Source organism: Erysipelatoclostridium sp. An173 (genome assembly GCF_963931465.1).
In the GTDB taxonomy this organism is placed as follows: Bacteria; Bacillota_I; Bacilli_A; order Erysipelotrichales; family Coprobacillaceae; genus Thomasclavelia; species Thomasclavelia merdavium.
The window spans coordinates 2,698,328-2,721,082 of sequence record NZ_OZ007017.1 but is presented as its reverse complement, the minus strand read 5'-3'; the positions used below and the strand labels follow the sequence as shown (position 1 = coordinate 2,721,082).

General features: G+C 27.5%; 24 protein-coding genes. All 24 read left to right on the top strand.

Going from position 1 to position 22,755, the window contains the following annotated elements; all coding sequences use genetic code 11:
- Positions 1-16 precede the first annotated feature (16 nt).
- Positions 17-898, top strand: coding sequence for a glycosyltransferase family 2 protein (locus ABGT36_RS13565; protein ID WP_346678460.1), 882 nt, complete (start codon positions 17-19; stop codon positions 896-898).
- Positions 899-973: 75 nt separating this feature from the next.
- Positions 974-2,914: a DUF2142 domain-containing protein gene (locus ABGT36_RS13560; RefSeq protein WP_346678459.1), complete on the top strand. Its 1,941-nt coding sequence runs from the start codon at positions 974-976 to the stop codon at positions 2,912-2,914.
- 187 nt (positions 2,915-3,101) lie between these two features.
- Entirely contained in the window at positions 3,102-3,830 is a 729-nt protein-coding gene (locus tag ABGT36_RS13555; protein WP_346678457.1) for a glycosyltransferase family 2 protein, read from the top strand.
- Positions 3,820-4,170, top strand: a complete 351-nt coding sequence (locus ABGT36_RS13550; RefSeq protein ID WP_346678455.1) for a DUF2304 domain-containing protein — start codon at positions 3,820-3,822, stop codon at positions 4,168-4,170. Before ABGT36_RS13555 ends, ABGT36_RS13550 begins: the two co-directional genes overlap by 11 nt.
- A gap of 20 nt (positions 4,171-4,190) precedes the next feature.
- Positions 4,191-5,420, top strand: a complete 1,230-nt coding sequence (locus ABGT36_RS13545) for a hypothetical protein (RefSeq protein ID WP_346678453.1) — start codon at positions 4,191-4,193, stop codon at positions 5,418-5,420.
- Between the two features lie 28 nt (positions 5,421-5,448).
- A complete protein-coding gene (locus tag ABGT36_RS13540) occupies positions 5,449-6,432 on the top strand; it encodes a glycosyltransferase (protein ID WP_346678452.1) in 984 nt (327 codons plus the stop codon).
- Positions 6,433-6,446: 14 nt separating this feature from the next.
- Complete coding sequence (locus ABGT36_RS13535) at positions 6,447-7,229, top strand: glycosyltransferase (RefSeq protein WP_346678450.1); 783 nt, start codon at positions 6,447-6,449, stop codon at positions 7,227-7,229.
- A gap of 30 nt (positions 7,230-7,259) precedes the next feature.
- Positions 7,260-8,108, top strand: coding sequence for a dTDP-4-dehydrorhamnose reductase (rfbD, locus tag ABGT36_RS13530; protein ID WP_346678448.1), 849 nt, complete (start codon positions 7,260-7,262; stop codon positions 8,106-8,108).
- 1 nt (position 8,109) lies between these two features.
- Positions 8,110-8,904 carry a glycosyltransferase gene (locus ABGT36_RS13525; protein WP_346678446.1) on the top strand — a complete coding sequence of 265 codons (795 nt, stop codon included), beginning with the start codon at positions 8,110-8,112 and terminating at the stop codon, positions 8,902-8,904.
- A 13-nt stretch (positions 8,905-8,917) separates the two neighbouring features.
- Positions 8,918-9,760 (top strand): NAD(P)-dependent oxidoreductase, encoded by an 843-nt coding sequence (locus ABGT36_RS13520; protein WP_346678444.1) that lies wholly within the window; start codon positions 8,918-8,920, stop codon positions 9,758-9,760.
- A complete protein-coding gene (locus ABGT36_RS13515; protein ID WP_346678442.1) occupies positions 9,741-10,760 on the top strand; it encodes an acyltransferase in 1,020 nt (339 codons plus the stop codon). Before ABGT36_RS13520 ends, ABGT36_RS13515 begins: the two co-directional genes overlap by 20 nt.
- 277 nt (positions 10,761-11,037) lie before the next feature.
- Positions 11,038-12,621 carry a DUF2142 domain-containing protein gene (locus ABGT36_RS13510; protein ID WP_346678440.1) on the top strand — a complete coding sequence of 528 codons (1,584 nt, stop codon included), beginning with the start codon at positions 11,038-11,040 and terminating at the stop codon, positions 12,619-12,621.
- A 97-nt stretch (positions 12,622-12,718) separates the two neighbouring features.
- Positions 12,719-14,215 (top strand): LTA synthase family protein, encoded by a 1,497-nt coding sequence (locus tag ABGT36_RS13505; protein WP_346678439.1) that lies wholly within the window; start codon positions 12,719-12,721, stop codon positions 14,213-14,215.
- A 14-nt stretch (positions 14,216-14,229) separates the two neighbouring features.
- Complete coding sequence (pssD, locus tag ABGT36_RS13500; RefSeq protein WP_346678437.1) at positions 14,230-16,695, top strand: PssD/Cps14F family polysaccharide biosynthesis glycosyltransferase; 2,466 nt, start codon at positions 14,230-14,232, stop codon at positions 16,693-16,695.
- Positions 16,695-17,171, top strand: a complete 477-nt coding sequence (gene pssE / locus ABGT36_RS13495; RefSeq protein WP_346678435.1) for a PssE/Cps14G family polysaccharide biosynthesis glycosyltransferase — start codon at positions 16,695-16,697, stop codon at positions 17,169-17,171. The genes pssD and pssE overlap by 1 nt, the downstream gene beginning before the upstream one ends.
- Before the next feature lie 159 nt (positions 17,172-17,330).
- Positions 17,331-18,035: a hypothetical protein gene (locus tag ABGT36_RS13490; RefSeq protein ID WP_346678433.1), complete on the top strand. Its 705-nt coding sequence runs from the start codon at positions 17,331-17,333 to the stop codon at positions 18,033-18,035.
- A gap of 84 nt (positions 18,036-18,119) precedes the next feature.
- Positions 18,120-18,419: an MGMT family protein gene (locus ABGT36_RS13485; protein WP_087301365.1), complete on the top strand. Its 300-nt coding sequence runs from the start codon at positions 18,120-18,122 to the stop codon at positions 18,417-18,419.
- Positions 18,420-18,549: 130 nt separating this feature from the next.
- Positions 18,550-19,155, top strand: a complete 606-nt coding sequence (locus ABGT36_RS13480; RefSeq protein ID WP_087373644.1) for an L-threonylcarbamoyladenylate synthase — start codon at positions 18,550-18,552, stop codon at positions 19,153-19,155.
- Positions 19,152-19,595: a ribose 5-phosphate isomerase B gene (gene rpiB / locus ABGT36_RS13475; RefSeq protein WP_346678430.1), complete on the top strand. Its 444-nt coding sequence runs from the start codon at positions 19,152-19,154 to the stop codon at positions 19,593-19,595. Before ABGT36_RS13480 ends, rpiB begins: the two co-directional genes overlap by 4 nt.
- A 1-nt stretch (position 19,596) precedes the next feature.
- Positions 19,597-20,835 (top strand): serine hydroxymethyltransferase, encoded by a 1,239-nt coding sequence (glyA, locus tag ABGT36_RS13470; protein WP_087301371.1) that lies wholly within the window; start codon positions 19,597-19,599, stop codon positions 20,833-20,835.
- A 12-nt stretch (positions 20,836-20,847) separates the two neighbouring features.
- Complete coding sequence (upp, locus tag ABGT36_RS13465) at positions 20,848-21,471, top strand: uracil phosphoribosyltransferase (RefSeq protein WP_087301373.1); 624 nt, start codon at positions 20,848-20,850, stop codon at positions 21,469-21,471.
- An 8-nt stretch (positions 21,472-21,479) separates the two neighbouring features.
- Positions 21,480-21,689 carry an AtpZ/AtpI family protein gene (locus tag ABGT36_RS13460; protein ID WP_087301375.1) on the top strand — a complete coding sequence of 70 codons (210 nt, stop codon included), beginning with the start codon at positions 21,480-21,482 and terminating at the stop codon, positions 21,687-21,689.
- Entirely contained in the window at positions 21,682-22,059 is a 378-nt protein-coding gene (locus ABGT36_RS13455) for a hypothetical protein (protein WP_346678428.1), read from the top strand. Before ABGT36_RS13460 ends, ABGT36_RS13455 begins: the two co-directional genes overlap by 8 nt.
- A gap of 24 nt (positions 22,060-22,083) precedes the next feature.
- Positions 22,084-22,755 carry a F0F1 ATP synthase subunit A gene (locus tag ABGT36_RS13450; RefSeq protein WP_087373647.1) on the top strand — a complete coding sequence of 224 codons (672 nt, stop codon included), beginning with the start codon at positions 22,084-22,086 and terminating at the stop codon, positions 22,753-22,755.

The window sequence follows — 22,755 nt, the reverse complement described above, 5'->3', positions numbered from 1 at the left end:
TTGGAGGTTGTTTTAAATGGGGTATGCTGGTGCGGTAGTTCTATATAATCCAAATAAAAGTGAAGTCTTAAAAAACGTTAGTACTTATATTAAATATGTTGATAGACTATATCTTGTAGATAACTCATTAAAAGATAATAGTGCTTTATTTAAAAATGTAGATTCAAAAATAGAATATATTTGGAATGGAGATAATTTGGGAATTGCGGCAGCGTTAAATATTGCTGCAAAAAAAGCAATTGATAGCAATTATACTTGGTTATTAACAATGGATCAAGATAGTAGTTTTAAGGCTGAAACATTATTGTATTTAGAGAATTATATAGAAAAATATTTTGAAAAAAATCCTAAAATAGCAATTGTATCACCATTTCATGAAACTGTTTTAAGTGATGGTAATTATCCAGATCCTGAATCAGTTGATAAACCAATAATTGTTATGACTTCTGGAAATCTAATTAATCTGGATGCTTACACAAAAATTAACGGTTTTAAAGAATGGTATTTTATTGACTGTGTTGATTTTGATTACTGTCTGAATTTAATTCGTAACGGGTATGAAATTCATCAATTAAATAAGGCTATTTTGCATCATGAATTAGGCGACACAGTAAAGAAAAAATTATTTGGGAAAACATATTTTTGTGATAATCATAATTATATTAGGCGCTACTATATTGTAAGAAATAGACACTATATATATGATGAATATAACAAGGATTTTCCAGATTATTGTAGGGCTGAAATTAGATGCACTAAAGCAGAGGTCAAACGGATTTTATTATTTGAAAAAGATAAGATAAAAAAACTTTGGTATATGTATAAAGGCTATCGAGATTATAAGAAAAAGCTTGTTGGGAGTATTAACAAATTAGAATACTTAAAAAATATGAAATAATTATTATTGGTTGTGTAGTTATATTAGTGTAATATCTGTTTTAGAACAGTAAAATAATCTATAGTGGAGGTAGAGATGAAGCCAAGTATATATAAGGGGAACAAAAAAACTTTTATAATTATCTCGTTAATAATAGTATTAATAAGCGTACTTATTACATATGTATATATAAATCCAAAACTAGGTGGAGATGCTTTGTTTGATCAAAATAACATTTTAAAGGATCAATGGAGCACACTTGAAAAAGGAAAAGTAATAAACAATCAATATGCTTTTACTAGTGAAAATTCTAAATTATCATCAATAGTTGTAGTTGTACAAAATTTAGATGAAAAATTAAATGGAACAGTAAGAGCAACAGTTTATAATAAAAATAATGGACAATTACTAATAGAAAAAGAAAAGGAACTTTTGCCAAACACTCAATCGTACGATTTCAAAATTGATATAAATGAAAATGAATCGATTGAGAATATTGTAATAAAATTGGAAAATATTAGTGATAACAACAATATAAAGACAAGAATTACTGATACTGATAATATAGAAGAAGAACACTTGGCTTATAGGATATATAGTACAATGCCTAACTTTGTATCATATTTCGTTTATGGGATAATAATAATTGTGGATATGATGATAATATTAGGCATATATCTTACATTAGCAAGAAAGATTACATTAGAAAAAATATTTTTGGTAGTTGGTATTATATGTGGGATAACGTATACAATGTTGTTTACTCCAGGAACAATTCCAGATGAAACAACACATATAAGAAATACGTTAGGATATTCTTCTATTTTGTTATCTGAAGGGACAAGTAGTAATATTGTAATAAGGGAGTGTGAGCAATTTATTGGCGACACTCAGCCTTCTATAAAGACATTAAATACTTACAGAAATTTATTAATTGAAAATAATAATTCTAATAAATATATAGAAACAGACGTTGAATTGTCTAGCGATTTCAGTGTAATATCATATTTACCTGGTATAATTATGGTTACTATTTGTAGGCTGTTATCTATAGGAGGAATCTTAACAATTTATTTGGCAAGGTTTAGCAATTTTGTATTTTATTTATTAGCGGGATATTTTTCAATTAAGAAGATACCTATATTTAAGATTGTTTTGTTCACATTATCTTTATTACCAATGGTAATCCAGCAAACAATTTCTTTGTCATATGATACAATAATTCTTGCAACTTCTTGGCTTGTAATTAGTTATGGCTTTCATTTTGTGTATGGAAATGAATCAATAAATAAAAAGGACATAATCATATATATAATAAGTTCTTGTGTCTTAATTACACAAAAAACTGGCATATATTTTGTATTAAATTTAATACCTTTACTTATTGGAAAGAATAGAGTAGCAGAGAAAAAAGAGCGAATAATTTTAAAATTAATACTTACTTTTCCATGGATAATAACAATGATTGGATTGCCAATGATAACGAACAATAACCGTATTGAAAAATCTGTTTCAAATGGTAATATTGTTTCATGGGCAAATAAAGAAGGTTATAGTATGGCCTATTTTATGGATAATAAAATGGAAACAGTAATGTTATTTATTAGAACTATTGTAAAAAAATTTGATCATTATGTTTTTACAACATTAGGGCAGTATTTGGGATCACTGAATCTAATATTATCTAGAAATATTTTCATTGGTTGGTTAATATCAGTATTTGTAGCTGCTTTTAAAACAGATTCTGATAAGAAAGATATTATGTTGATACATAAAATATTATATATATTTGCTTTTCTTGCAGTATGTGGTGCATCAATTTTAGCTATGGCTTTTGCGTTTACTCCTGTTGGATGGCCAACTATTGAAGGTGTTCAAGGAAGATATTTTTTACCTGTTTTATTTTTGTTAGTAATTTTTGTTAGAAATAAAAAAATTATATTCAAAAAAAATTATGATAGATATTTTGTTATGTGGGTCATAATTTTACAGGGAGTTACGATTATAAATATAATTGGGCAAATTTTAATAGTATAAGTTTATAAAATAAATATGATATTATAAATATGTGCAAAAGATGATTTATTTTGAACTATTCAATTAATAAATCATCTTTTAGTTTATTGTTTTGTTAGTATGAATAATAAATAAATTTACTATATTAATATTAAAAAATATGATATAGTGATATTTGTATAAGAATTAAAAAAAGTGAGGAATAAAAATGCAAAAAAAAATTATTATGATAATTCCTGCTTATAATGAAGAAGAATGTATATTAAATACATATAATAAAATAGAAAGATATAATCAGGAAAACAATACTAAATACGATGTAATTGTTATCAACGACTGTTCGACTGATGGAACATTAAAAATATGTATGGATAATAATATACCTGTTATTTCATTAGTTCATAATTTAGGAATTGGTGGTGCAGTACAAACAGGTTATAAATATGCCTTAGAAAATAATTATGATATTGCATTGCAGTATGATGGCGATGGGCAGCATGATATTAATTATGTTTCTAAAATTATTAAACCAATAATAGAAGATCAGGCTGATTTTGTTATTGGATCAAGATTTGTAGAAGATAATGTAAGCGAATTTAAGTCATCTTTTGCAAGAAGAATAGGTATAAAGCTCATTTCATTTACTATTAAAGTAGTTACTAGAAAAAAAATAAAAGATGTCACATCTGGTTTTAGAGCGGCAAATAAGTTAGTTATAGCTGATTTTGCTAAATCTTACCCTATTGATTATCCAGAACCTATTACAAATACTGAATTGTTGAAAAAAAATTATCGTGTTAAAGAAATTGGAGTATCCATGAATGAAAGAGAAGGTGGAAAGTCATCTATACATTCTTGGAAAAATGCTTACTATATGATAAATGTTATATTGTCTGTATTAGTAGTAGGAATAAGGAGGTTTAAACGTGTCAGATAATTTAGTCCGTGGATTACTAGGAGTTGGAGTATTTCTGATAATAGTAATTACATTAATTTTAAAAAAAGGAAGAATTCCAATGAAATTTGCTTTAGTTTGGTATGTTCCATCGGTTGCAATTGTTTTATTAGCGATATTTCCCGGTTTATTTGAGTTTATTGCTAGTATATTAGGATTCCAAACTATATCTAATTTAGTCGTTGGTTTTTTATTCGTTATACTATTTTTAATAATAATCGCTTTAACAGTTATAATTGCTGGACAAACAACAAAAATTAATTTATTAATACAAGAAGTTTCTTTGTTGAAAAAAAAGATAGATGATACGAATTTAAAATAGATTAATTAGGATGTGTTAAAATGGAAAATAGTTTAAAGAAAAATACGATTTGGAATACATTGGGTATAACATTAAATTCTTTTAATTCATTGTTTTTTTTAATTATTATAAATAGAGTGAATGGAACTGACATAGCAGGAATTTTTAGTTTTGCTTTTTCTGTAGCTTGTTTGTTATATGCAGTTGGTATTTATTCAGGCAGAACTTATCAGATATCGGATATAAGAAATGAATTTAATGATAAGGAATATTTAGTACATAAATTATTTTCATGTTGTATAATGATGATACTAGCAACTATTTTTGTTTTAATTAGAAATTATTCTTTAGAAAAAAATATAGTAATAATATTTTTATGTTTATATAAATGTTTAGAAGCATTTAGTGATACCTTGTATGGATATTTACAAAAAAATTTAAAATTATATATAGTAGGAAAATCACTTTTTTTTAAATCATTATTAGGCATAATAGCATTTTTTGTAGTAGATATGCTAACATATAATATTATTTTATCTAGTTTGGTACTTGTTATTGTTAATTTGTTGTTTATTTTATTGTACGATTTAAAAAAATCTAAGAACTATATTTCAGAAAATAATGCAAATATAAAAAAAGCATGTAAAATATTCAAATATGGTTTTTCAGTATTTGCATTTTCTTTTTTAGCCATATTTATAGTAAATATTCCAAAATATATTATTGATTTTATGCTATCTAATGTATATCAAACTATATTTAGTATAATAGTTATGCCTGGAACTGTCATGAGTTTATGCGGACAGTATATAATAGCTCCAATGTTAACTAAAATAGTCGATTGTTATAATAGCGAAGATTATAAAAAGTTTAACGATATTATCATGAAATTAGTTGCAATTTTACTAGTGATAGGAACAATAGTTGAAGTTATTGCAGCAGTATTAGGAATACCTATTTTAAGTTTTGTATATGCGATTAATCTAAATTCATATAGATTTGATTTATTGTTAATTATATTAGGAGCTATTATGTATGCTATTGCAAATATCTATTCTTCATCACTTATTGTCATGAGAAAAAACAATGTTCAATTATTAATATATTCAATCGATTCTATCTTTGGATTAATTGTTTGTTATTTGTTGATAAATAATTTAGGTATACATGGTGCAACATGGAGTTATTTACTTACAATGCTGTTGCATGTACTATTGTATACGGTGTATTATTTTAAAGAATTAAAAAAAATTAGTATTAGAAATGATTGATTACCAAATGTAATAGGAGAATAGTGTAATGGAAGAAAAAAAAGTATCTATAATTTTGCCTGTCTATAATGCTCAAGATTATCTTGAAAGATGTCTCAATAGTGTGTTGAATCAGGATTATAAAAATATTGAGCTAATTGCAATTGATGATGGCTCTAGTGATAATTCTTGGAATATACTAGAAAAATATAAAGAAATCCATGGTGATCGCATTAAAATTATTAAGCAAAAAAATATGGGAGTTTCTAAAACTAGAAATAAGGGTATTTCTATAGCAACAGGAGAATATTTAACTTTTATTGATAATGATGATTTTTTTGATCCTGGATATATAAAACGTTTTGCACATGAAATTGATAATAATAATCTAGACGTAGTAGTTGGTGGCTATAAAAGACCAAATAGTAAAGGAAAAATAATTGTTAACACCCAATTACAAGATTGTGAATTTTCTAAATATAAGATTGTTGCCGCATGGGCAAAAATTTATAGAACATCATATATAAAGAAAAATAACATAGAATTTTTAGTTTCTAATATAGGAGAAGATATTAATTTTACCGTTCAAGCCGTAACATTAACAAAAAAAATTAAAATTATAGATTATGTAGGGTATAATTGGTATTATAATGAAAATAGTGTTTCAAATACTGCACATAAAAGTTTAAAAAATGGATTACAATTTGAATATTTAATTAATAATATATATGATAAATTAAAAAATTATGATTTGGAAAGCAAAGACATAATAGAGTTTTATTTTATAAAATTACATGTTTGGTATATGCTATATGCAACGAGACATACACCGTATAAGTTAGTAGTTGAGACATTGGAAAATAATATTAAGTGGTTAAGAGAAAAATATCCACATTTTAATGAAAATAGGTATTTAGGATTGGGAAAAATGCCTGGTGAGACACTGATGTATCAGTTTATTGTGTGGTTTTTTATTAAAATGATAGATTTTAAAGTTATAAAGTTATTTATGGCTATTTATTGTAAAATATAAGGATAGGGAATATTATGTATCATATTAGCGATATTTATTTTATTTTAGTTTTGTATAATAAAAATTATAAAGATTCAAAGGCAATTCAATGTTTAGCAAAGATGAAAGATGTTAATGTAATTGTTGTTGATAATAGTACAAGAAATTATGGCAACAGTGAACTAGAGAAAATTATAAATTATAAATATGTGAATATGGGTGGTAATAAAGGTTTATCAAAGGCATATAATAAAGGATTAGAGTTTATGAACAAAGAGCATAGTTTGGTATGTTTATTAGATGATGACACCATTATACCATCTGAATATATTCAAAAAGTATTATTTCATATAAATAATAATCAAGATGTCGATATACTATTGCCAGTTGTAAAAGATCAAAATGGAATTTTATCACCTAATATCTTAAAAAAATATAAATACTGTCGAATTGATGATCTAAGTAAAGTAACTGTTTCTAATATTTCTGCAATAAATAGTGGAATGATAATCAAAGGTGAAATTTTTAAAAACTATAAATATAATGAAAACTTATTTTTAGATTATATTGATCATGATTTTATTAGGAGCATGAAAAAAATAAATAAAAAAATATTTGTAATGGAAGATAATGTTCTTATTCAGGATTTTTCTGTAATATCTGATTCAGAAGAAAAGGCAAAATTACGCTATTCAATAAAAAGAAACGATTTAAAATATTTCTTTAATAATAATAAATTATATTATTATATCACTATATTTAAGCACAAATTAGGGCTATGTTATTTTCAAAAGAGTATAAAACCGTTATTTTGGTAAATGTGTTAAATTATAGAAGGAGAAAGATAAATGAAATTATTAGTTACAGGTGTTAAAGGTCAATTAGGTTATGATATTGTAAATGAATGTAAAAAAAGAAATATTGAAGCAGTTGGTGTTGATGTTGAAGAAATGGATATTACTGACGCAAAAAAAGTAGAAGAAGTGATAAAAGCTGGAAATTACGATGCTATAGTACATTGTGCAGCTTGGACAGCTGTTGATAAAGCTGAAGATGAAGTAGAAGCATGTACTAAAGTAAATGTAGAAGGAACAAAAAACATTGCTAATGTATGTAAAGAATTAGATATTCCAATGATGTATTTCTCTACAGATTATGTATTTGATGGTCAAGGTGAAGAACCATGGCACGAATATGATGAAAGACATCCTTTAAATGTTTATGGACAAACTAAATACGAAGGTGAATTAGCAGTTGAAGCACTAGATAAATTTTTTATTGTAAGAATTGCTTGGGTATTTGGTGTTAATGGAAACAACTTTATTAAAACAATGCTTCGTTTAGGTAAAGAGCGTGGAGCTGTTAGTGTTGTAAACGATCAAATTGGATCACCAACATATACATATGATTTATCTAAATTAGTTGTTGATATGATTCAAACTGATAAATATGGAATTTATCATGCAACAAATGAAGGGCTATGTTCATGGTATGAATTTGCTTGTGAAATTTTTAAACAAGCTGGTATGGATGTTGAAGTAACTCCTGTTGATTCAAATGCATTTCCAGCTAAGGCTAAACGACCAAATAATAGTAGAATGTCTAAAGATATGTTAGACAAAAATGGTTTTAATCGTTTGCCGACATGGCAAGATGCTTTAGAAAGATATTTAAAAGAGATAGGAGAAAAAAGATAGCATGTTAACAGAGAAGGATCATAGTTTTGTTATTTGTGCATACAAGGAAAATCCACATTTAGAAAAAACGATTTTGTCATTGATAAATCAAACAAAGAAAAGTCAATTATTTTTATCTACTTCGACTCCAAATGAACATATATTAAAATTATGTGAGAAATATAATATTAAATATTTTATCAATCAAAATCCTAAAAATGCTGGTACCGATTGGAATTTTGCTTATGATAATGCGCCTACACAATTAGTTACATTAGCTCATCAGGATGATATATATAAACCAGAATATTTAGAAGAAGTGTTAAATTCAATAAATAATAATGAGGATTTTATAATGGCATTTACCGATTATTATGAGATTAGAGACGGCAAAGATGTTTATAATAATAAATTATTGAAAATAAAGAGATTAATGAATGCTCCATTTAAATATAAAGTACTTCAAAAATCTAAATTTATTAGAAGAAGAAATTTGTCTATTGGATGCTCAATATGTTGTCCCGCTGTAACGTATAATAAAAAAATGGCAGGTAAATCAATTTTCGATACAGTATATATAAACAGTTGTGATTATAAAACATGGTGCGATTTAGCGGAAAAAAATGGGAGATTTATATATATAAATAGACCATTATTAGGTCACAGAATTTATGCGGAATCTGCAACTTCAAAAAATTTAGAGGAAAATATTAGGAAAAAAGAGGACTATGAGATATTGTGTATGTATTGGCCAAAATTTATTGCTAAAATAATTAACAACATATATGCAACAAGTGAAAAGAGTAATGAATTATAAAAGGAGGAATTAGATGAAAATAGCAGTTACGGGAGCGTCAGGATATATAGGACGCCATGTTGTGGATATACTGGTTAAATTAGGGCATGAAGTTATTGCTGTTGATTTAATTAATAAGGGGATCAATACTGATGCAAAATTTAAAACCCTAGATATTTTTTGTGATGATATTTATGATAAATTAGAAAGACCTGAAGTTTGTATACATCTTGCTTGGAAGGATGGTTTCTCTCACAATTCGGATGCGCATATGGAAATGTTATCTTCACATTATAGATTTGTTAAGTGCTTAATAAATTCTGGAATAAAACACCTATCGATAATGGGATCAATGCATGAAGTTGGGTATCATGAAGGGGTTATTGATGAAAATACTCCAACTAATCCATTATCAATGTATGGAATTGCCAAAAATAGTTTAAGAGAAGCTACGCAACTTTTAGTAAGAGATACGAATACTTGTTTTACATGGTTAAGAGCATTTTATATTATTGGAGATGATTCAAATAACAATTCTATCTTTTCTAAAATTTCTCAAATGGAGAAAGAAGGTAAAGAAACTTTCCCTTTTGGAACAGGGAAAAATAAGTATGATTTTATAGATGTAGATGAATTGGCATTTCAAATTGCAATAGCATCTATTCAAGATGACGAATCAGGAATAATAAATTGTTGTTCAGGAAAAACAGTGTCTCTAGCTGAAAAAGTAAATGAATATATAGAAAAAAACAAATATCACATAAAACCACTTTATGGTGCTTTTCCTGAAAGAGCGTATGACTCACCAGCTATATGGGGTGATTCAACTAAAATAAATAGAATAATAGAGAAATATTATGAGCAAAATAAAGTGTAAAAATTTATCAGAATCTATTAATATCATAAGCAGTAATTTGAGCTTAATTAGATTTATTTCTGCAATTTTTGTTATTTTTTGTCATGCATATCCTTTGTCAGCTAATGAGGTTGATGTTCTCTCAAGAATATCAGGAGGAACATTAAGTTTTGGTAATTTAGCGGTTGCTGTTTTTTTAATAAGTAGTGGTTTGTTAGTTAGTAAAAGTATAGAAAAAAAGGGTGAGGCAAAAACATATTTTAAAGCTCGATGTATAAAAATATTTCCTCCTTTGATATTAACAGTAATAGCCACAATTATTATTATGGGAATATTTTTTTCAAATTATGAATTTCTAATATATCTTAAAATGAGTGGAACATATAAATATTTACTGAATTGTATTTTAGTTCCAATACATAGCTTGCCAGGAGTTTTTTTGAATAATATATATGGAAGTACTGTTAATGGATCTTTGTGGACGTTACCGATTGAGTTTATTTGTTATATTGGATTATTTATAGCATTTAAAATATCATTAACTAAAAGGGAGTATTTTAAATATACCTTTATACCAGTTATTCTACTATATATTTTTATTAATATTATTGATTTTTCAATAATAATTGCTCTAAAAGGATATCTTCAACCTATATTTATGTTTTATATGGGCATGTATTATTATATATATAGAGATAAAATATATTTTAATTTAAAATATTTTATTTTTTGCATATTTGGATTTTGTATAACAATAGTATTAAGAAATGCTTGGATTGGTTTATTTATGTTTTTTCCGTATATTATAGTATATCTTTCATTTGGAATTAGGCAGATAAGTAATTATGCAAATAAACTAGGGAATATTAGTTATGGAATATACTTATGTGCGTTCCCAATTCAACAAGCAATTGTGCATTGTTTTGGTGGTAGTATGAATCCAATTGTTAATGTAATTTTAGCGGTGCCACTGTCTATTTTAATGGGGTTAGTAATATATTATTTCGGCGAAAAAAAATAGGTGAGTTATTGTAATATTGTTTGTTCGTTCTGTTTTGTTTTACAGAAGATTAATTTTAAAGCAGTATTCTATTAGAAAATGAGTACTTTAATAATTAATAGAATAATAAATATGGGCAGAGTATATATCTTTCTTTGTTATCTATGATAAAATATGGAATGAGATATAAAAACTGTCCATTTTCATTTAATTAAAATAAGGTATGTTTTTTAGGCGTCTAGGCAGTTTTATTATAATTTTTATTAATAAAATTTTATTTATATGGGGGAGAGGATAAATGCGACATGTAAAAAAAGAAATTGTAGAGGATATAAATGCCGGAGATCGGAAAATATTAAAATATATTTCTATACTAGCAATTATTTTAGTTATTTTACTATTTTATTTTAATCAACATAATGCTTTAATAGGAAAAGTAAATTCAGTAAAAAATATTCATAGCATAATTTATGTCTTGTTTATAGTAATTGCAATTATAGTGATTGTATCAATTTTAAAAAATAGATACGAGATAGAACGTTTATTTTTAATGATAATTGTCCCAATTGGTTTAATTTATACACTTTTAATTCCACCAGGTATTGTTCCAGACGAATGGGTACATATGCATAGTGCTTTTTCATTATCAAGTCAAATTATGCAAAAGGAAACCAATAATCAAGTTACAATGAGAGTAGAGGAATATGAATTATATTCAAGACAAATAACTCTTCCTAATAATGATTACTATGATTATGTTTATAATAATCTTTTTAGTATAAGCGAAAATAATAAATATATGAATATAGAAGTTGACTCTATTACTTTAGGACAAATTTTTGCATATTTTCCAACTACATTAGGTGTTACTGTTGCCAGATTATTGAATTTTGGTGGAGTCACTACCGCATATGTGGGACGTTTATTTAATTTTATTTATTATACAATTGTTACATATTTTGCTTTAAAGAAGATTCCATTTGGAAAGTTATTATTGTTTGCAGTCACAATGTTACCAATGACTTGTCATCAGATGTTTTCATTATCATATGATGCTGTATTAAATGCTACATCGTTTTTTTGTATTGCGTATGGTATGTTTTTTGTTTATCAATCAGATAAAGTTGAGAAAAAAGATATTGTACTATATTCATTAGGAGGCTTAATTTTATTGACAGTTAAGGGCTCGGCATATGCTTTTATATTGGTCATTCCAATATTGGCTAAGTATTTCAATCCTAATGGATATGAAATTGCCAAAAAAACAAAAATTATAATTTTTGCAATTGTGATTACGTGTATTGTATTATTGAATTTTAGATCATTTATTAGTACTGGTACTACTTCTTCATTAGGAACGGTTTCTGGTGAAAATTTAGTTCCTTGGTCAGGAACTCCTTCATATACATTATCGTCATTGTTGACGGATATACCGGGAACGATAATGTTATTTATTAATACGTTTATTGAAAAAGGAGTTTGGTATATAAATACTGCTATCGGGAGTGAGCTAGGATGGCTAAATATATTAATGCCAACGTGGACAATTAATGTTTGGATTGGATTATTAATTATTAGTTCTTTTAGTGAAAAATCAAACAACGAAGTTTTTACTTATGAACATAAATTACTATATTTTTTAATTGCAGCAGCAGTTATATTAGTTGTTATGTTGGCGATGGCATTAGCTTGGACACCAGCTGGATATCAGTGGATAGAAGGAGTTCAAGGTAGATATTATATCCCAATAATTTATTTATTATTGATTTGGTTACAAAATACTAAAATTTATTTACATGATAAAATAGTAAAAATTGTCACAATAATTATTCCAATTATGGCAATGATTTCTATTTATAATTTAATACCATTAGTTTTATAAGAATGAAATAGTCTTGATTATTTCATTCTTTTCTTTTGTTTAATATTTGTTAATTATATGGTAGAATAGTAAGGAATTTGGATTAAGAGGAATAATGATGATAGAGAAATTAAAAAAATTAGAAAAAAAATACATTATAGGAACAATATTGGTTTTTATTAGTGTGTTAATAATAACTTCTGTTATTTGGGGAAATCGAACATTTTCTGTGAAAACATTAAATCAGATTATTTTCCATTTAAAAGTGCCAATAGATGGTACTGATAGTGGAGTATATCTTGATTGGTTTTTATTTTCAGTACCGATTAGTTTATTAATAGTAGTTATTTTTAATTTAGTACTTTTTGGTATTCAAAAAATATTAAAGCGAAATAATAAAAATATCAGTAATTTTATAAAAAGAAATTTTGTTAAGTGGGGTATCTGTTGTCTTGTTTGTTCTTTGATTTTTACAGTTTATAACTATAATATCTATGGATATATAAGTAACTCATTTAAAAAAACAGATTTATATGAAAATTATTATGTTGATCCAAGCAGTGCTAATATCAGTTTTGATGGTAAAAAAAGAAACTTAATTCATTTATATTTAGAATCAGTTGAAAATACATATGCCGATAGTGCTAATGGTGGCGGTCAAGATATCAACTATATCTCGGAATTAAGCAATTTAGCTAAGGAAAATATTAATTTTTCAAATAATGATAGTATTGGTGGAAGCCTAACTATCGATGGAACACAATGGACGATTGCTTCACAGGTTTCTCAAGATATGGGAATTCCTTTATCATTGCCTATTACAAGCAGTAAATATGATACTTCTACTGCTTTTTTACCAGGAGGATATTCATTAGGAGAAGTATTAGAAGATAATGGATATGTTAATGAGTTTATTTGTGGTTCTGATGCTGATTTTGGAGGTACCTCTAATTTTTATAAACAGCATGGTAATTATATAATTCGTGATTATAAAAGTTTTGTTGAAAGCGGAGAGATTCCAAAAGACTATTTTGTATTTTGGGGAATTGAAGATGCAAAATTATTTGAGTTTGCTAAAAAAGATATAACCAATTTAGCTAATGGAAGTCAGCCATTTAATATTTCTATTACTACAATTGACACTCATACTCCTGATGGTTATTTATGTAGTCAATGTCAAAAGAATCATAAAAATCAATACGCTAATGTAATTGAATGTCAATCACAGCAAGTTAATAATTTCATTAACTGGTGTAAACAACAACCATGGTATGATAATACGACAATTGTAATTACTGGAGATCATAAAAGTATGTCAGAAAAGTTTTTTGATAATATTGATAGTAACTATGTAAGAACACCATATAACTGTATTATCAATAGCGCAGTAGAAGCAAAAAATAATAAAAATAGATCATTTAGTACAATGGATATGTATCCAACTATTTTAGCAGCAATGGGTGCTAAAATTGAAGGAGATCGTTTAGGATTAGGAACAAATTTGTTTTCAGATAAACAAACTCTTATGGAAGAGTTAGGATTTAAAACATTAGATAACGAATTACAAAAAACATCTAATTATTATAATCAAAAAATACTTGAAGAGAAGGACTAGGTTAGGAGGTAAAAATGAAAACAGGAATAGTTGTCTTGAATTATAATGACGCTAAAGAGACGGTAGATTTTGTTAATCAGATAAAAAATTTCAAAATAATTGATAAGATATGCGTTGTTGATAATGGATCAAATGATAATTCATTAGAATTATTGCAAACTTTAACAGATGTTAAATTAATACCTCTAACAGAAAATCGAGGGTATGCTGCAGGAAATAATGCAGGATTAAAGTATTTATATGAACAAGAATTTGATAATTATATTATTGCTAATCCCGATATTATAGTTGATCAACATAATTTGTTGGATTTTATCGCACATATGAATTCTGAAAATAATTATCAAATTTTTGGACCTACAATTGAAGAACATGGAACAATTAATCGTGGTTGGAAAGAAAGAACGATTAAATATGATATCCATGATAACTATCCAATAATTAATCGATTGTTTAAAAAAAGTAATAAATATTCAAAATTTCATTACCATGGACCAGTTAGTCCGGTTGATTGTATTTCTGGGTGCTTCTTTGGTATGAAAAAAGAAGTTATTGATAAAATTGGCTTTTTAGATGAAGGAACATTTCTTTTCTATGAAGAAGATATTTTATGCACTAAAGCTAGACAAGCAGGTTTGCATGTATGTGTTTTAAACAATGTTAATGTTATTCATAATCATTCAGTAACAATTAATAAAAATATTAATCATTATCGTAAATTAAGAATTTTAAAAGAGTCGCAGTTACATTATCATTTAACATGTTTTGATCATAAAGAAAAACATATTAAACGCTTAAAACGTACAGCATTATGGGCATGTAAGTTTGCATATTTAAGAACTAATAAAAAAATTGTAAACACTAATAATAATCGTAAAAAGAAAAAAGTAACGATATTATCATTACATCTTCGTGTTGGTGGGATTGAAAAAGCTATTTGCTCTTTAGCTAATATGTTAATTGATGATTTTGATGTTGAAATTGTAAATGTATATAAGTTGTGTGAGCCATCATTTTATATTGATCCTAGAGTAAAAGTTACTTACTTATCGACAAATCTTAAACCTAATAAAGAAGAGTTTAAATTTGCATTAAAAAATAAAAAAATATTTAGTATTTTTATTGAAGGAATAAAAGCAGTTAGGGTATTAATAAAAAAGCATCAATTAATAAAACTATGTGCTAAAGATAACGATGGTGATATTATTGTCTCTTCAACACTAGCTTTTGATAAATTATTTGCTAAGTATCAAAAAAATAAACTATTAATTGCTTGGGAACATTGTCATCCAGAATGTGCAAAGAATTATCCAAAAAAAGTATATCGGGCAGTAAAAAAATTCGACTTATTTATACCAGCTTCAAAATCAATATGTGAATTTTATAAAGAATATTTAACAGGACCACAATGTTTATATTTACCATTATGTATTGATAGTATGCCTGAACAAAAAGCAAATCTTAATACAAAACAAATTACTGTAATGGGAAGATTATCAAAAGAAAAAGCATATGATGATATGTTAAAGGTATTTAAAAAAGTTTTAAAACAAGAGCCAGAAGCTAAGTTAAAAATATTAGGTGATGGTGAGGAAAGAGCAAATTTAAGTTTATTAGCTGATCAATTAGAAGTTAGTAAATCAGTAGATTTCCATGGTAATACAGTGGGTAAAGAAAAAGAACAGATTTTATTAGACACATCAGTTTTTGTTACAACATCGCACTATGAAAGTTTTGGCTTAGTTTTATTAGAAGCGATGAGTTATGGAATACCATGTGTCTCATTTGATAGTGCTAAAGGATCATTAGATATTATTGATGATGGAAAAGATGGCTATATTATAAAAAATCGCGATTTAGATAAAATGGCTGATAAAATTGTAGAAATCTTGAATACTCCACAAGATGAATTATCTAAAAATGCTATTGCTAAAGCTCAAATGTATTCATATGAAAGTGTAAAAAAACAATGGTTAGATGCTTTTAAAAATTTTAATATACATGATCTAAAAACACGAGTAATTTTTACATCATCGGCTGGTGGACATTATAGTGAGTTATGCGAGTTAAAGGAATTAATGGAGCGTTATAATTCATTTTTAATTACCGAAGATCATGAAATGATGCAAGAGTATAAAAAAGTAAATAAATCAAGAAGCTGGTATATGCCGGCTGGAACTAAAGAACATTTATTTAAGTTTCTATGTAATTTTCCAATCAATATTTTTAAAAGTTTTAAAGCATTTTTAAAAGTGCGACCTGATGTTGTTATTGCAACAGGAGCCCATACAACGGTGCCAATCTGTTATATAGCTAAGTTATTTGGTAAAAAGGTTATTTTTATAGAAACATTTGCAAATATTACTACTAAGACATTATCAGGTAAATTAGTATATCCAATTGCTGACTTGTTTTTAGTACAATGGGAAGATATGCTCAAATTATATCCTAAAGCAAAATATCGAGGAGGGCTAAAATAATGAGAATCTTTGTTATGTTTGGAACTCAAGATAAACGATTTGATCGCTTGTTAAATGCTATTTTAGATTCAAAATTTGTAAATGAAAATGATGTCTATGTCCAGTTAGGATATACAAAAGGAACTTATGATAAAATTCATTGTCAAGAATATTACAGTGAAGAAGAATTGTTACATCAAATTGAGATTGCCGATTTGATAATTACACATGCTGGTGTTGCCGCTATTGTTTCAGCACTAAAGTTAAAAAAGAGAACAATAGTAGTACCGCGTTTGGGAAAGTATAAAGAGCAAAATAATGATCATCAAGTTCAGATTATGGAAAGATTTGTAAAAAAAGATTATATTATTCCATGTACTGATTTATCTAAGCTTGATGAATTAGTAGAAAATGCTCATAATTTTGAACCCAAAGATTATAAAAGTGAAAAGCAAGGAATTATTGATGAAATAACAAATTTTATCAATAAACTGTGATTTATATATAACAATTTATTTAATTAAATTATTAAATAATAAAATAGTAAAATATATTTAAAATATTAATATTTATATAGAAATTTCAGTGAAAATGTAGATAAAATCCTAAAAATTAATTATAATGTTTTTTGGATAACAAAAAAAAGGAGAAATACTATGTTAAAAAAATTATTAACAATAGGGTTATCATTAATGATGGTAATTACTCTTACAGCATGTGGTGGTGATGATTCAAATAGTGGTGGTTCATCATCTGGTGGATCAGATAATAATACTACTGAAGAAAGACCATTTACTGAATCAAAAGGATTAATTAAGTATTTTACTATTGAAGGAGAAAATGTTTGTTTACCAGAAACAGTTGGTGAATATGTTAGATATTTAGAAAAAATTGGTACAAAAGTAGAACTTGGTGATACTGGAAAAACTATCGATGAAGCCGGTGAATTAAATGCTGGTGGGATATCATCAATGGTAGCGTTTTTAAAGGTTTATATTGATGGTGCTAGTGATGAATGGCAATGGTTTGGTATCCGCTATGAAAATGACACTGATGAAAGTTTACCAATTGCAGATTGTAAAGTAACTCAAATCACTTTAGATTATGACACAATTACTGAAGAAACTAATCATCATTGTTTAGATTCAATTGTATTTATTACTCAAGATGATCAAGAAATTGCAATGGATGGCAAAACAACAAGTCATGATGATTTAATGGATACAATCGGTGGTCCTTATCAAAATACTGATGGACATTGGCATTATTCAGATGATCAAGGATATGAATATGAAATGGTTACAGAAAATAAAAAAGGTATTTTAACAAGAGTAGTAATTACTTATCCTGAAAGCAATTAATTTTAGAAATAAAGAGATATCAAAATGAAATGATATCTCTTTTTATAATATTAAATTAATTTTAAATAATAAGGGTGAAAATTGATGAATGATGATTTAGCGTATCAAATATTAGAAATAGTTGCTGAAATACCTAAAGGTAAGGTTGCTAGCTATAAACAAATTGCAATTTTAGCAGGTAGAAGCCAAAATGCTCGTTTAGTAGGAAAAATTTTAAGTCATAGTGAACAATATGGTAACTATCCTTGCCATCGGGTTGTTAATAGTGCAGGACGTTTAGTACCTGGCTGGATAGAGCAAAGGGAATTGTTATGTCAAGAAGGTGTGGTTTTTAAAAGTAACGGTAATGTAGATATGAAAAAATGCCAATGGCAAATATTGTAATGATGATTGTAGACCAAAAGTCAGTTATTGTTTATTTTTCTACAGATATAAAGCATGTGTTAAAATATCACTAAAATGCTACAAATTTTATATCTTTTATTGTATAATATAGGTCAAATGAGGTGATTGTATGAATACAGTTTTAGTTGAAAAAGATGCTCTTGATTTAGCCGCTGAATTAGTGGGTAATAATAAGGTGGTAGCTTTTCCTACTGAAACTGTTTTTGGTTTAGGGGTAAAGTTTGGATCAAAAGAGGCTTTAGATGCACTATATCAAATAAAAAAACGTGATAAGGGTAAAGCAATCTCAATGATGATAAGCAAACCTGAAGATATAGAAAAATATGCATATGTTAATGAAAATGCTAAAAAGATAATCAAAGCTTTTATGCCCGGTATGATTACTATCATTTTGAAAAAAAAGCCACATATTGATAAATATTTTACAGCCTCACTTGATACAATCGGAATTAGAATACCTGATGATAAGTTTGTTTTATCATTACTAGATAAAACAGGACCAATGTTAGTAACAAGTGCTAATCTATCAGGTAAAGAAAGTCTGGTTGATGATCAAGCAGTTATGGAGGTATTTAAAGGAAAAATTCCTTTAATTGTAAAAGGAGAAAGTATCAGTAAAAAGGCTAGTACAATTGTTGATTTAAGTAAGGGTAATGTTGAGATATTAAGATTAGGAGATATTTCTAAAGAAGAAATAATGGAGGTATTGAAATGAAAATTGCAATGGCATGTGACCATGGTGGATTAAGATTAAAAAATGTGTTAAAAGAATATTTATTAGATAATGGTTATGAAGTAGAAGATTTTGGAACAAATAGTGAAGATAGCTGCGATTATCCAGATTATGCTGGTAAAGCCGCTAAGGCAGTAGCTAGTGGTGCATGCGACAAGGGGGTAGTTGTATGCGGCACTGGAATTGGTGTAAGTATTACTGCTAATAAAGTAAATGGTATTAGATGTGCATTATGTCATGATGTATTTAGTGCTAAAGCTACACGTGCTCATAATGATAGTAATATGATTGCAATGGGACAAAGAGTTATTGGTGAAGGTTTAGCATTAGAAATCTTAAAAGCATGGCTATCAACAGAATTTGAAGGTGGACGTCACATTCAAAGAATTGAAAAAATGATGGCTTATGAAGGAGAAGAATAAAATGAAAGACGTTGCTGTATTTGAAAGTGTTGAACGGGAATTAAATCGGCAAAGAAATAACATTGAGCTAATCGCTTCTGAAAACTTTGTTTCTCCAGAAATTATGCAGTTGGCTGGAAGTGTTCTTACTAATAAATATGCTGAAGGATATCCGGGAAAAAGATATTATGGTGGTTGTCAGTTTGTTGATGAGGTGGAAACTTTAGCTAAAGAAAGATTATGTAAAATCTTTGGTGCCCAGCATGCAAATGTTCAACCTCATAGTGGTGCTCAAGCTAATACAGCAGTATATATGGCTTTATTAGAGCACGGTGATAAAGTTTTAGGAATGTCTTTAGCAGATGGTGGACATTTAACACATGGACATCCATTAAACTATTCTGGAATTAATTATGATTTTTATAGTTATGGTGTCTCTAAAGAAACTGAAACTATTGATTATGAAGAATTTAAAAAGAAGTGTCAGGAAATTAAACCTAAACTAGTAGTAGCTGGAGCAAGCGCATATTCAAGAATTATTGATTTTGAATATATGGCTAAATGTGCGCATGAAGTAGGAGCTTTATTTATGGTCGATATGGCTCATATTGCTGGTTTAGTTGCAGCAGGTGAACATCCATCACCATTTCCTTATGCTGATGTTGTTACAACAACAACTCATAAAACCTTAAGGGGACCACGAGGTGGTGCTATTATGTGTAAAAAAGAATTAGCGCCAGCTATCGATCGTGCGGTATTCCCAGGAATGCAAGGTGGACCTTTAATGCACATAATTGCTGCTAAGGCTGCTTGCTTCTATGAGGTAATGCAACCAGAGTTTAAAGAATATGCAAAACAAATTATTAAAAATGCCAAAGCTCTTGAAAAATCTTTAAAAGAAGAAGGATTTAGATTAGTAGCTGGTGGTACTGATAATCATTTGATCTTAATAGATGTTAAATCTAGTTGTGGAATTTCTGGTAAAAAAGCAGAACGTTTATTAGATGAAATTAATATTACTGCTAATAAAAATGCGATTCCTTTTGATACAGAAAAACCATTTAAAGCTAGTGGTATTCGTGTAGGAACACCTGCTATGACAACTAAAGGATTTAAAGAAGAAGATTTCGAAGAAGTCGGAAAGATAATTGCTTATCGTTTAAAAAATGAAGAAACAGATCAAATTAAAGAAGAATGTATTAAAAGAGTTAAAGCTTTAACTGATAAAGTTGAAATGTATAATGATATTAAATATATTTAAGAGGTGAAAAAAATGGCAACGACAGTACTTGATCATGCATTAATAAACCATAAATTATCTATTATGCGTGATAAAAATACAAATACAATAGTATTCAAAGAAAATCTTGATGAAATCGCTATGTTAATGGCGTATGAGGTTACTAAAGATTTACCATTAGTAGAATATCCAATTGAAACACCGATTTGTAAGACTGTTGGTAAAAAATTGGCTAAACAGATAATTTTAGTACCAATATTAAGAGCTGGGATTGGGTTGGTAGATGGTTTTAGAAGAATTATTCCTAGTGCTAAAGTTGGTCATATTGGCTTACAACGTGATGAAGAAACATTACAACCAATCGAATATTACGCTAAATTTCCTAAAGGTATAGAAGATGCTATTGTTATTGTCGTTGATCCTATGTTAGCAACCGGAGGTAGTGCTAGTGCAACAATAACCAGTCTAAAAAAACGAGGTGCTAAAAACATTCATTTAGTATGTTTGTTAGCAGCACCTGAAGGGGTGGCGGTTATTGAAAAAGAACACCCTGATGTTAATTTGACGTTAGCAGCGCTAGATGATAAGCTAAATAGCAAAGGCTATATTGTTCCTGGATTAGGCGATGCCGGTGATCGTTTGTTTGGGACAGATTAGTTTTAAATATGAAAGAGAATAAAAGAAAGTTATTAAAAGATATTGTCTTTTGTTTATGGTTAGGTTTTGAAGTAATTGGCGTGTTTTTACTAGCTGTAATAGCTGGTTTATGGCTTGATGATTACTTCAATTCTAAACCATGCTGGATATTAGTCTTATTAATAGTGGCTTTTATTTATGTAATAAAGTTATTGTTAGGAGTAGGAAAAGATGAATGAAAAGACAGTAATGAGCCATTCTAAATATGTATTTTTAGTAGCTCTGGCAATAGCTGGTGTAGTTAGTTTGATTGTATCTGACATTTCTTATTTGATAGGAATGATCATTGGATATATAGTTAGTTTGATTGTATTTAAGATGATAATTAAAATAAGTGATCTTATTTTAGCTTTATCAACAAGTACAATCAGCTTAGTTGTTGTTCTGTTTTTTGCAAAATTGTTTGTATATGGAGCAGGATTTTTTATTGCTATAAAAGTATCCTGGATCAATATTATAACGGTTTTTCTTGGTTATTTTATTATTCAGGCTACTATTTATATTGATGCTTATCGAAATGATAGGTTGGAAAAAACTCAAAATAGCTAATCTAGAAAAAAGGAGGTGAAAGTGATGGGAGATATACATATCGTAATTCAGCCAGAACTGATCTTTTCGTTGATTATTATGACAGTTTTATCAATCTTTTTCATTTTGGCTGGAAGGAAAATCAAAGCAGCAGATTCGACTAAGCGACCCACTGGGATTGTTCTTGTTTGTGAAACAGGAGTAAAAATGATTCAAGATTACATGGCAACATTAATGCCAGCACAGTTTTCTAAGAATTATTATCCTTATTTTGCAATGATGTTTATATATATATTTATATCAAATATAAGTGGATTATTTGGTTTTGAAGCACCAACTTCAAATTATTCAATTACGTTAGCGATTACTATAATCACTTTTACGTTAATTCAGTACAACGCTTTAAAAACAAAAGGAGTATTTACCTATATTAAAGATATTATTTGGCCACCAACTAACATTTTAGGAACATTGGCACCACTTATTTCTTTGTCAATGCGTCTTTTTGGAAATATTGTAGCAGGGTCAATTTTGTTGTCTTTGATATATAGTTTTACGGGATACTTATCAGAGTATGTTATCAATTTTAACTTTTTGGGACCACTTATTGCCCCAATATTCCACGCTTATTTTGATGTTTTTGCAGGATTTATTCAAACCCTAGTATTCGTGACTTTATCTAGTATTTTAATCGCTTTGGAAGTAAATGAAGATTAA

What these genes read in the sequence shown, in the direction of transcription:
- ABGT36_RS13545 (WP_346678453.1), top strand. Translation starts at nt 4,191, where the DNA reads ATGGAAAATAGTTTAAAGAAAAATACGATTTGGAATACATTGGGTATA.
- glyA (WP_087301371.1), top strand. Translation starts at nt 19,597, where the DNA reads ATGAAAGACGTTGCTGTATTTGAAAGTGTTGAACGGGAATTAAATCGG.
- pssD (WP_346678437.1), top strand. Translation starts at nt 14,230, where the DNA reads ATGAAAACAGGAATAGTTGTCTTGAATTATAATGACGCTAAAGAGACG.
- upp (WP_087301373.1), top strand. Translation starts at nt 20,848, where the DNA reads ATGGCAACGACAGTACTTGATCATGCATTAATAAACCATAAATTATCT.
- ABGT36_RS13540 (WP_346678452.1), top strand. Translation starts at nt 5,449, where the DNA reads ATGGAAGAAAAAAAAGTATCTATAATTTTGCCTGTCTATAATGCTCAA.
- ABGT36_RS13450 (WP_087373647.1), top strand. Translation starts at nt 22,084, where the DNA reads ATGGGAGATATACATATCGTAATTCAGCCAGAACTGATCTTTTCGTTG.
- ABGT36_RS13565 (WP_346678460.1), top strand. Translation starts at nt 17, where the DNA reads ATGGGGTATGCTGGTGCGGTAGTTCTATATAATCCAAATAAAAGTGAA.
- ABGT36_RS13555 (WP_346678457.1), top strand. Translation starts at nt 3,102, where the DNA reads ATGCAAAAAAAAATTATTATGATAATTCCTGCTTATAATGAAGAAGAA.
- ABGT36_RS13510 (WP_346678440.1), top strand. Translation starts at nt 11,038, where the DNA reads ATGCGACATGTAAAAAAAGAAATTGTAGAGGATATAAATGCCGGAGAT.
- pssE (WP_346678435.1), top strand. Translation starts at nt 16,695, where the DNA reads ATGAGAATCTTTGTTATGTTTGGAACTCAAGATAAACGATTTGATCGC.
- ABGT36_RS13480 (WP_087373644.1), top strand. Translation starts at nt 18,550, where the DNA reads ATGAATACAGTTTTAGTTGAAAAAGATGCTCTTGATTTAGCCGCTGAA.
- ABGT36_RS13515 (WP_346678442.1), top strand. Translation starts at nt 9,741, where the DNA reads ATGAGCAAAATAAAGTGTAAAAATTTATCAGAATCTATTAATATCATA.
- ABGT36_RS13460 (WP_087301375.1), top strand. Translation starts at nt 21,480, where the DNA reads ATGAAAGAGAATAAAAGAAAGTTATTAAAAGATATTGTCTTTTGTTTA.
- ABGT36_RS13535 (WP_346678450.1), top strand. Translation starts at nt 6,447, where the DNA reads ATGTATCATATTAGCGATATTTATTTTATTTTAGTTTTGTATAATAAA.
- ABGT36_RS13525 (WP_346678446.1), top strand. Translation starts at nt 8,110, where the DNA reads ATGTTAACAGAGAAGGATCATAGTTTTGTTATTTGTGCATACAAGGAA.
- ABGT36_RS13560 (WP_346678459.1), top strand. Translation starts at nt 974, where the DNA reads ATGAAGCCAAGTATATATAAGGGGAACAAAAAAACTTTTATAATTATC.
- ABGT36_RS13485 (WP_087301365.1), top strand. Translation starts at nt 18,120, where the DNA reads ATGAATGATGATTTAGCGTATCAAATATTAGAAATAGTTGCTGAAATA.
- rpiB (WP_346678430.1), top strand. Translation starts at nt 19,152, where the DNA reads ATGAAAATTGCAATGGCATGTGACCATGGTGGATTAAGATTAAAAAAT.
- ABGT36_RS13455 (WP_346678428.1), top strand. Translation starts at nt 21,682, where the DNA reads ATGAATGAAAAGACAGTAATGAGCCATTCTAAATATGTATTTTTAGTA.
- ABGT36_RS13505 (WP_346678439.1), top strand. Translation starts at nt 12,719, where the DNA reads ATGATAGAGAAATTAAAAAAATTAGAAAAAAAATACATTATAGGAACA.
- ABGT36_RS13490 (WP_346678433.1), top strand. Translation starts at nt 17,331, where the DNA reads ATGTTAAAAAAATTATTAACAATAGGGTTATCATTAATGATGGTAATT.
- rfbD (WP_346678448.1), top strand. Translation starts at nt 7,260, where the DNA reads ATGAAATTATTAGTTACAGGTGTTAAAGGTCAATTAGGTTATGATATT.
- ABGT36_RS13520 (WP_346678444.1), top strand. Translation starts at nt 8,918, where the DNA reads ATGAAAATAGCAGTTACGGGAGCGTCAGGATATATAGGACGCCATGTT.